The sequence below is a fragment of the Streptomyces sp. NBC_00122 genome (assembly GCF_045160845.1).
Lineage (GTDB): Bacteria > Actinomycetota > Actinomycetes > Streptomycetales > Streptomycetaceae > Streptomyces.
This window is the reverse complement of record NZ_CP108191.1, coordinates 1,367,353-1,377,037: the sequence shown is the minus strand read 5'-3', so window position 1 is coordinate 1,377,037 and position 9,685 is coordinate 1,367,353. Positions and strand designations below refer to the sequence as shown.

The 9,685-nt window shown below is 71.5% G+C and carries 5 protein-coding genes; 3 read left to right on the top strand and 2 right to left on the bottom strand.

Annotated elements, in window-relative coordinates; genetic code table 11:
- Positions 1-7: 7 nt before the first annotated feature.
- Together OG737_RS06515 and OG737_RS06510 are read right to left on the bottom strand one after the other, a co-directional pair.
- Entirely contained in the window at positions 8-1,291 is a 1,284-nt protein-coding gene (locus OG737_RS06515; RefSeq protein ID WP_328925180.1) for an ADP-ribosylglycohydrolase family protein, read from the bottom strand.
- Positions 1,288-2,274, bottom strand: coding sequence for an ADP-ribosylglycohydrolase family protein (locus OG737_RS06510; RefSeq protein ID WP_328925179.1), 987 nt, complete (start codon positions 2,272-2,274; stop codon positions 1,288-1,290). Before OG737_RS06510 ends, OG737_RS06515 begins: the two co-directional genes overlap by 4 nt.
- A gap of 246 nt (positions 2,275-2,520) precedes the next feature.
- On the opposite strand from OG737_RS06510, the gene OG737_RS06505 reads away from it, so the two are divergent.
- The 3 genes from OG737_RS06505 to OG737_RS06495 all read left to right on the top strand — a co-directional run bounded on the left by OG737_RS06505 (position 2,521) and on the right by OG737_RS06495 (position 9,623).
- Entirely contained in the window at positions 2,521-3,252 is a 732-nt protein-coding gene (locus tag OG737_RS06505) for a VIT1/CCC1 transporter family protein (protein ID WP_328925178.1), read from the top strand.
- Positions 3,253-3,568: 316 nt separating this feature from the next.
- Positions 3,569-8,170 (top strand): glutamate synthase large subunit, encoded by a 4,602-nt coding sequence (gene gltB, locus OG737_RS06500; RefSeq protein ID WP_328925177.1) that lies wholly within the window; start codon positions 3,569-3,571, stop codon positions 8,168-8,170.
- Positions 8,163-9,623, top strand: coding sequence for a glutamate synthase subunit beta (locus OG737_RS06495; protein WP_328925176.1), 1,461 nt, complete (start codon positions 8,163-8,165; stop codon positions 9,621-9,623). The genes gltB and OG737_RS06495 overlap by 8 nt, the downstream gene beginning before the upstream one ends.
- Positions 9,624-9,685 lie beyond the last annotated feature (62 nt).

The window sequence follows — 9,685 nt, the reverse complement described above, 5'->3', positions numbered from 1 at the left end:
GTCCGAATCATCCCTTGGGTGAGGTGAGTTCCGTGCGAGCGAGGAGCGCGGCGAGTTCCACGAGATCGGTGCCGGCGAGGCGGGGGAGGGTGCAGCCGGACAGGGTGCGGCAGGCCTCCCGCCAGGCGGTGGGGATCGAGTCGCCGCCGCCGAGGGCGCCGGTGAGCGCGCCGGCGAGGGCGGGGGCGGAGTCCGCGACGCGCGACAGGCAGGCGGCGGCCGGGACCGCTTCGGCCGTCCTGCCGCGGGCGGCGGTGGCCAGGGCGAGCGCCACGGGGACGGTCTCGGCGGCGGCGATCCCGTAGCTGTAGACGTGGTCGACGATCTCGTGTTCGAGGACGGGGACGATGGCGAAGGCGCCGCCGCCCTCCGTCTGGGTACGGGCGAGCTTGACGGCGTGCCGGGCGTTGCGGCCGATCTCGGTCGTCCCGGGGAGCTGTGCGAGGGCGGCGTCGACGGCGGCGTCGACGTCCGCGCCGGCGAGGGCGGTCGCGAGGGCGGCGGCCATGGCGCGGGCGCCGTGGACGCCGTCGCCGTCCTGGGTGTAGCGGGCGTCGAACTCGGCGAGGTCGGCCGCCGCGCGGGCGTCGCCGGGGTGGACGACGGCGAGGACGCAGGCGCGGACGCAGGCGGCGTCGTCGAAGAAGTGCGGGTTGTCGTGGCCGGTGGCGGGCGGGCGCAGGCCTGTGGCGAGGTTGCCGAGGCCGGCGCGGACGGAGATCCGGGCGCGCAGGGGCAGGACGGCGGACTCGACCTCGGGCGCGCGTTCCGCCGCGGCGGCCACTTCGGAGGCGAGGGCGTTCCAGGCGAGGTCGATGGCGGCGCGCATCCTCCTGGACCGGGAGAGGTCGCTGAGCAGGACGCCGGCGGCGGTGAGCACGGACTCGGCGACGAAGGCGGCCCACTCGGCGTCGTCGGAGGGGCCGAGGCGCAGGGGTTCGGGCGGCTGGTTGAGGGCGATGGGGACGGGGAGGGTGGTGGTGGCGTTCTGCTCGGCGAAGGTGTCGAGCTCGCGGGTCAGGCGGCGGGTCCATTCGGGCATCCGGCTGGCGCGGTGCCGGGCTGCGGGCCACCCGGCGGCGTCGCCCGCGGCGAGTCCGAGGAGCAGCCCCTCGATCCGGCGGGGGCCGGACGTGTCCCCCACGGCAGGGGCGGCGACGTCCGGGGTACCTGGGGCCGGCCCGGTGGCCCGCGTGCCCGGAGGGGATGCCGCGGGGGGTGCGAAGGCGCGGGGCGCGGGCGGGTCCGGCGGGGCGGGGATCGTGTCCGGGCTGAACGGGGTGGGGGTCATCGGGGGCCCTCGTTTTCCGGTGTGAGGAGGTCCGCGATGTCCAGGACGTGGTAGCCCCGCATCGAGGGGAGGCAGCTGCCGCGCACCGGCCCGATGGCCGAGGCCCAGTCGGCGGGGATCGCGGGGGCGCCCGACATCGCGCCGGCCAGGGCGCCCGCCACCGCCGCGGTGGTGTCCGCGTCGCGGCCCATGTTGACCGCGGTCAGGACCGAGGTGGGGAAATCGCCCCGGCACGCGGCGAAGGCGCCGAAGGCCAGGCCCACGGCTTCGGGCGCCAGGTCCGTCCACGGGTAGCCGCCGATGACGACCGCCGACCGCACGGCCCGTTCGCCGCGCGGGGCGGCGGTGACGGCCCGGCGCAGCGAGCGGGCCGTCCAGGAGTCGGAGGGGATGACCGACAGGGCGGCGGAGACCACCGACGCGGGGCTGCCGCCCGCCATGGCCGCGGCCACGCCCGCCGCCACCGCCTGGCCGCCGTAGATGCCCTCGCCGTCGTGGCTGACGCAGCCGTCGATGGCGACGAGCCGCGCGGCCTCCGCGGGGCGGCCGGCCGCGAAGACGCCGAAGGGGGCCGCCCGCATCGCCAGGCCGTCGCTCCACGCGTGCCGGTGCTGGGCCGAGATGGGTGCCGCCAGGCCCCGGCGGAGGTTCTCCAGGGTGCCGCGCTCCGAGAAGCCCGCGCCGCGGAACGGGCCCTCGTCCAGGTCGGCGATCCAGTGGTGCCACGCCCGCTCCACGTGGGAGACGGTCAGCGCCGAGCCGTGCCGGGCCAGCAGCAGCCCCGAGAAGATCGCGTACTCGGTGTCGTCCGTGCCCGCCGGGTCCTCCGACACGAAACCCTCGATGCGGCCCCACTTCGCCCGGATCTCCGACGGCTTCATGTTCTCCGCGGGGGCGCCCAGCGCGTCGCCCACCGCGAGGCCCAGAAGAGCGCCCCTGGCCCGTTCGAGGAGGACCTGCGGATTGCATGCAATCAGCTCCATGGCGAGCCTCTCCACTTGGTGGGACTCATATTGAGCCCTTGGGGGATTTGTGCCATGGCATACGGTTTGTCGCTCGTTGCGAAACACCGCGCGAACACCCCCGTCACCCGGTCGCCGACCCCCAAAACCCCAGGTAAGTACGGCCTTCCTTGCTGGCGGGCGGCAGAAATCGTGCGTAGTTTCGAGGTGTTCAGGGGGAGCGGGGTGTCTCGCGGCACCCGTTCGCACAAATGGGGAGATATCCGTATGTCCATCATCGACATCGAAGCACCGCTGCACACCGCCCACCGTGACAACCACACCCACCGTGACGTCAACGGCGGGTGGCTGCGGCCGGCCGTCTTCGGCGCGATGGACGGGCTCGTCTCCAACCTCGCGCTGATGACCGGTGTGGCCGGCGGCGCCGTGGCCCCGGCCACCATCGTGATCACCGGCCTGGCCGGCCTGGCGGCCGGCGCCTTCTCCATGGCGGCCGGCGAGTACACCTCCGTCGCCTCCCAGCGTGAGCTGGTCCTCGCCGAACTGGACGTGGAGCGCCAGCAGTTGCGCAAGCATCCGGTCGACGAGATGGAGGAGCTGGCCGAGCTCTACGTCTCCCGCGGCGTCGAGCCCGCGCTCGCCCGCGAGGTCGCCATGCAGCTGTCCCGCGATCCCGAGCAGGCGCTGGAGATACACGCCCGCGAGGAGCTCGGGATCGACCCCGACGACCTGCCCTCGCCGCTCGTCGCCGCCGTCTCGTCCTTCGGCTCCTTCGCCCTGGGCGCGCTGCTCCCCGTACTGCCGTACCTGCTCGGTGCCACGTCCCTGTGGCCGGCGGTGCTGCTGGCGCTGGCCGGGCTCTTCGCCTGCGGCGCGGTCGTCTCGCGGGTCACGGCCCGGTCCTGGTGGTTCAGCGGTCTGCGCCAGCTCGGGCTGGGTGGTGCGGCCGCCGGTGTGACGTACGTCCTGGGAACCTGGATCGGCGGAGCCATAGGCTGACCGGGCGCGGAGTGAGACACTATGCGGTACGCAACATAAGTAGTCCGTTACCCGGCGGTTTCGATCGCGTGTCCGCCGGGCATCACACCATGGCGCCCGGGCAATGATGCCCGCCTCGCGTCCGGACCTTCGTTCCCGTGAAACCGTGAAACGTTCCCGAAGGTCCCCCTTTTCTGCCTCGCGCAGTGTCCGCATGTTGGAATGGCATATCCAGTTCTCGGGATAGTCGTCATCATGTAATCTGCACGAAATTTCGCAGAGGGCCAACGTCGTCCCTCGGCTATGCACATATGCCACGACGACGACGGGAGAGCCGATGCGTTCCGCATCCACGCACTCCGCGACCGGCCTCAGCACCACCGCCTGGTCGCCCATGGACGGTCGCCCCGCCCAGCAGGGCATGTACGACCCGCGCAACGAGAAGGACGCCTGTGGCGTCGGTTTCGTGGCGAACCTCACCGGCGAGGCGACCCACACCCTCGTTGAGCAGGCGCTGACCGTATTGCGGAACCTTGAGCACCGCGGCGCGACCGGCTCCGAGCCGGACTCGGGCGACGGTGCCGGAATCCTGTCCCAGGTGCCCGACGCCTTCCTGCGCGAGGTGGCCGGTTTCGATCTTCCCGAGGTCGGCGCGTACGCCGTCGGCATCGCCTTCCTCCCCGCCGACGCCGCCGCACAGGCCGTCGCCGTGGAGCAGATCGAGGCCATCGCCACCGAGGAGAACCTGACGGTCCTCGGCTGGCGCGAGGTCCCGGTCAGCCCGGACCTGCTCGGCAACGGCGCCCGCGCCACCATGCCCGCCTTCTCGCAGCTGTTCGTCAGCAACGGGAGCACCGGCATCGAGCTGGACCGCAAGGCCTTCGTGCTGCGCAAGCGCGCCGAGCGCGAGGCCGGCGTGTACTTCCCGTCGCTCTCCGCCCGCACCATCGTCTACAAGGGCATGCTGACCACCGGCCAGCTGGAGCCCTTCTTCCCGGACCTCTCCGACCGCCGCTTCGCGTCGACGCTCGCCCTGGTCCACTCGCGGTTCTCGACGAACACCTTCCCGTCCTGGCCGCTCGCCCACCCGTACCGCTTCGTCGCGCACAACGGCGAGATCAACACGGTCAAGGGCAACCGCAACTGGATGAAGGCCCGCGAGTCCCAGCTGGCGTCGGACGTCTTCGGCGACGGCGTGCTGGACCGGATCTTCCCGATCTGCACCCCGGACGCCTCCGACTCGGCCTCCTTCGACGAGGTCCTGGAGCTGCTCCACCTCGGCGGCCGGTCGCTGCCGCACAGCGTGCTGATGATGATCCCGGAGGCGTGGGAGAACCACACCTCCATGGACCCGGCCCGCCGCGCGTTCTACCAGTACCACTCCACGATGATGGAGCCCTGGGACGGCCCGGCCTGCGTCACCTTCACCGACGGCACCCAGGTCGGCGCGGTCCTCGACCGCAACGGTCTGCGCCCCGGCCGCTACTGGGTCACCGACGACGGCCTCGTCGTCCTCGGCTCCGAGGTCGGCGTGCTCGACATCGACCCGGCCAAGGTCGTCCGCAAGGGCCGCCTCCAGCCCGGCAGGATGTTCCTCGTCGACACCGCCCAGAAGCGGATCATCGAGGACGACGAGATCAAGAACGAGCTGGCCGCGGCCGCCCCGTACGCGGAGTGGCTGGAGACCGGCGAGATCGAGCTGTCGGACCTGCCCGAGCGTGAGCACATCGTGCACACCCACGCCTCGGTCACCCGCCGCCAGCAGACCTTCGGCTACACCGAGGAAGAGCTGCGCGTCATCCTCGCGCCGATGGCCCGTACCGGCGGCGAGCCGCTCGGTTCCATGGGTACGGACTCCCCGATCGCGGCCCTGTCCGAGCGCCCCCGGCTGCTCTTCGACTACTTCACGCAGCTCTTCGCGCAGGTCACCAACCCGCCGCTGGACGCCATCCGCGAGGAGCTCGTCACCTCGCTGCTGTCCTCGATCGGCCCGGAGTCCAACCTGCTGGAGCCGACCGCCGCGTCCTGCCGCAGCGTCACGCTGCCCTTCCCGGTGATCGACAACGACGAGCTGGCCAAGCTCATCCACATCAACCACGACGGCGACATGCCGGGCATGAAGGCCGCCACCCTCTCGGGCCTCTACCGGGTCTCGGGCGGCGCCGAGGCGCTCGCCGCGCGGCTCGTGGAGATCCGTACCGAGGCGGACGCGGCCATCGCGGCCGGCGCCCGCCTGATCGTCCTCTCGGACCGCCACTCGGACGCCGAGCACGCGCCGATCCCGTCGCTGCTGCTCACCTCCGCCGTGCACCACCACCTCATCGCCACCAAGCAGCGCACCCAGGTGGGTCTGCTGGTCGAGGCCGGTGACGTCCGCGAGGTCCACCACGTCGCGCTGCTGATCGGCTACGGCGCCGCGGCCGTGAACCCGTACCTCGCCATGGAGTCCGTCGAGGACCTGCTGCGCGCCGGTACCTTCCTGTCCGGCCTGGAGCCGGAGCAGGCCATCAAGAACCTGATCTACGCGCTCGGCAAGGGCGTCCTGAAGGTCATGTCCAAGATGGGCATCTCCACCGTCGCCTCCTACCGCGGCGCCCAGGTCTTCGAGGCCGTCGGCCTGAACGAGGAGTTCGTCGGGGCGTACTTCCAGGGCACCGCCACCAAGATCGGCGGCGCCGGCCTGGACGTCATCGCCAAGGAGGTGGCCGCGCGCCACGCCAAGGCGTACCCGGCCTCCGGCATCGCGGCCACGCACCGCGCGCTGGAAATCGGCGGCGAGTACCAGTGGCGCCGCGAGGGCGAGCCGCACCTGTTCGACCCGGAGACGGTCTTCCGTCTCCAGCACGCGACGCGCGGCCGCCGCTACGACATCTTCAAGCAGTACACGGACCGGGTGAACGAGCAGTCCGAGCGCCTCATGACGCTCCGCGGCCTGTTCGGGTTCAAGAGCGAGGACCGCCCGTCGATCTCCATCGACGAGGTCGAGTCGGTCGCCGACATCGTCAAGCGCTTCTCCACCGGCGCCATGTCGTACGGCTCCATCTCCAAGGAGGCGCACGAGACCCTCGCCATCGCCATGAACCAGCTGGGCGCCAAGTCCAACACCGGTGAGGGCGGCGAGGACCCGGACCGCCTGTACGACCCGGCGCGCCGCTCCTCCATCAAGCAGGTCGCCTCCGGCCGCTTCGGCGTGACGAGCGAGTACCTGGTCAACGCGGACGACATCCAGATCAAGATGGCGCAGGGCGCCAAGCCCGGCGAGGGCGGCCAGCTGCCCGGCCACAAGGTCTACCCGTGGGTCGCCAAGACCCGGCACTCCACCCCGGGCGTCGGCCTGATCTCCCCGCCGCCGCACCACGACATCTACTCCATCGAGGACCTGGCTCAGCTGATCCACGACCTCAAGAACGCCAACCCGGCCGCGCGCATCCACGTGAAGCTCGTGTCCGAGGTCGGCGTGGGTACGGTCGCCGCGGGTGTCTCCAAGGCGCACGCGGACGTCGTCCTCATCTCCGGCCACGACGGCGGTACGGGCGCCTCCCCGCTCACCTCGCTGAAGCACGCGGGCGGCCCCTGGGAGCTCGGCCTCGCCGAGACCCAGCAGACCCTGCTGCTCAACGGGCTGCGCGACCGCATCGTGGTCCAGACGGACGGCCAGCTCAAGACCGGCCGCGACGTGGTCATCGCCGCGCTGCTCGGCGCCGAGGAGTTCGGTTTCGCGACCGCGCCGCTCGTCGTCTCCGGCTGCGTCATGATGCGCGTCTGCCACCTGGACACCTGCCCGGTCGGCATCGCCACGCAGAACCCGGTCCTGCGCGACCGGTTCTCCGGCAAGCCCGAGTTCGTCGTCAACTTCTTCGAGTTCATCGCGGAGGAGGTGCGCGAGCTCCTCGCCGAGCTGGGCTTCCGCACGATCGAGGAGGCCGTCGGCCACGCCGAGCTCCTCGACACCAGCAAGGCCGTCACGCACTGGAAGGCGCAGGGCCTCGACCTGGAGCCGCTCTTCTACGTGCCCGAGCTGCCCGAGGGCGCGGTCCGCCACGCCCTGATCGAGCAGGACCACGGCCTGGAGAAGGCCCTCGACAACGAGCTGATCGAGCTCGCGGCCGACGCGCTGAACGCCGACTCCGCCGAGAGCGCCCAGCCGGTCCGCGCCCAGGTCGCGATCCGCAACATCAACCGGACCGTCGGCACCATGCTCGGCCACCGGGTGACCAAGAAGTTCGGTGGCGCGGGCCTGCCCGACAACACCATCGACCTGACCTTCACCGGCAGCGCCGGCCAGTCCTTCGGCGCCTTCGTGCCGAAGGGCATCACCCTCCGCCTGGAGGGCGACGCCAACGACTACGTCGGCAAGGGCCTCTCCGGTGGCCGGATCGTGGTCCGCCCGGACCGCGCCGCCGACCACCTGGCCGAGTACTCGACCATCGCCGGCAACACCATCGGTTACGGGGCCACCGGCGGCGAGATGTTCCTGCGCGGCCGTACCGGCGAGCGCTTCTGCGTCCGCAACTCCGGCGCCCTGGTCGTCTCGGAAGGCGTGGGCGACCACGGCTGCGAGTACATGACCGGCGGACACGCGGTCGTCCTCGGCGAGACGGGCCGCAACTTCGCGGCCGGCATGTCGGGCGGCGTCGCGTACGTCATCGACCTCGACCCGGACAACGTCAACGTCGGCAACGCCGGCGCCGTCGAGACCGCCCTGTCCGACACGGACAAGCAGTGGCTGCACGATGTGGTGCGCCGCCACGAGGAGGAGACCGGCTCGACCGTGGCCGCGAAGCTCCTGGCTGACTGGTCCGTCGCGGCGGATCGCTTCAGCAAGATCATCCCGACCACGTACAAGGCAGTGCTCGCCGCCAAGGACGCCGCTGAGCTGGCCGGACTCTCGGAGTCCGAGACCACCGAGAAGATGATGGAGGCGGCGACCCATGGCTGACCCGAAGGGCTTCCTCACCACCCCGCGCGAGACCGCCTGTACCCGTCCCGTGGCCGACCGGCTGAAGGACTGGAACGAGGTCTACGTCCCGGGCTCGCTGCTCCCGATCATCAGCAAGCAGGCCGGCCGCTGCATGGACTGCGGCATCCCGTTCTGCCACAACGGGTGCCCGCTCGGGAACCTGATCCCGGAGTGGAACGACTACGCGTACCGCGAGGACTGGGGCGCCGCGTCCGAGCGTCTCCACGCCACGAACAACTTCCCGGAGTTCACCGGGCGGCTGTGCCCGGCGCCCTGCGAATCCGCCTGCGTGCTCGGCATCAACCAGCCGGCCGTCACGATCAAGAACGTCGAAGTCTCGATCATCGACAAGGCATGGGACAACGGCAACGTCACCCCGCAGGCGCCCGAGCGCCTCTCGGGCAAGACGGCCGCCGTCATCGGCTCCGGCCCGGCGGGTCTCGCCGCGGCCCAGCAGCTGACCCGGGCCGGGCACACCGTCGTGGTGTACGAGCGCGCCGACCGTGTCGGCGGCCTGCTGCGCTACGGCATCCCCGAGTTCAAGATGGAGAAGGTGCACATCAACCGCCGCATCGAGCAGATGCGCGCGGAGGGCACCAAGTTCCGCACCGGCGTCGAGGTCGGCCGCGACATCACGGCCACCGACCTGCGCAAGCGGTTCGACGCGGTCGTCGTCGCGGCCGGTGCCACGGTCTCCCGCGACCTGCCGGTCCCGGGGCGCGAGCTGAACGGCATCCACTTCGCGATGGAGTACCTGCCGCTCGCGAACAAGGTCCAGGAGGGCGATTTCATGGCGCCCCCCATCACGGCCGAGGGCAAGCACGTGGTCGTCATCGGCGGCGGCGACACCGGCGCGGACTGCGTCGGCACCGCCCACCGGCAGGGCGCGGCCTCGGTCACGCAGCTGGAGATCATGCCGAAGCCCGGCGAGGACCGTAACGCCAACCAGCCGTGGCCGACGTTCCCCATGCTGTACAAGGTCACCTCGGCGCACGAGGAGGGCGGCGAGCGGGTCTACTCCGTCTCCACCACCCACTTCGAGGGCGACGAGGACGGCAACGTCAAGGCACTGCACCTCGTCGAGGTGGAGTTCGTCGACGGCAAGCTCGTCCAGAAGCCCGGCACCGAGCGCGCCCTCCCCGCGCAGCTGGTCACCCTGGCGATGGGCTTCACGGGCACGGACCAGGCCAACGGCCTGGTCCAGCAGTTCGGCCTGGCGCTGGACGCACGCGGCAACATCGAGCGCGACGCCTCGTACGCGACCAACGTGGACGGCGTCTTCGTCGCCGGTGACGCGGGCCGCGGCCAGTCGCTGATCGTCTGGGCCATCGCGGAAGGCCGCTCGGCCGCCCGCGGCGTGGACCGCTTCCTGACGGGCGCGAGCGCCCTGCCGTACCCGGTCAAGCCGACGGACCGCTCGCTGACGGTGTAACCCCGTCGCCCCTCCCTCCGGGGAGACCCCTCATACGGTCCGTACAACGGCGTACGGAACTC

Coding starts and splice junctions, on each gene's coding strand:
- OG737_RS06515 (WP_328925180.1), bottom strand. CDS start 1,291: ATGACCCCCACCCCGTTCAGCCCGGACACGATCCCCGCCCCGCCGGAC.
- gltB (WP_328925177.1), top strand. CDS start 3,569: ATGCGTTCCGCATCCACGCACTCCGCGACCGGCCTCAGCACCACCGCC.
- OG737_RS06505 (WP_328925178.1), top strand. CDS start 2,521: ATGTCCATCATCGACATCGAAGCACCGCTGCACACCGCCCACCGTGAC.
- OG737_RS06510 (WP_328925179.1), bottom strand. CDS start 2,274: ATGGAGCTGATTGCATGCAATCCGCAGGTCCTCCTCGAACGGGCCAGG.
- OG737_RS06495 (WP_328925176.1), top strand. CDS start 8,163: ATGGCTGACCCGAAGGGCTTCCTCACCACCCCGCGCGAGACCGCCTGT.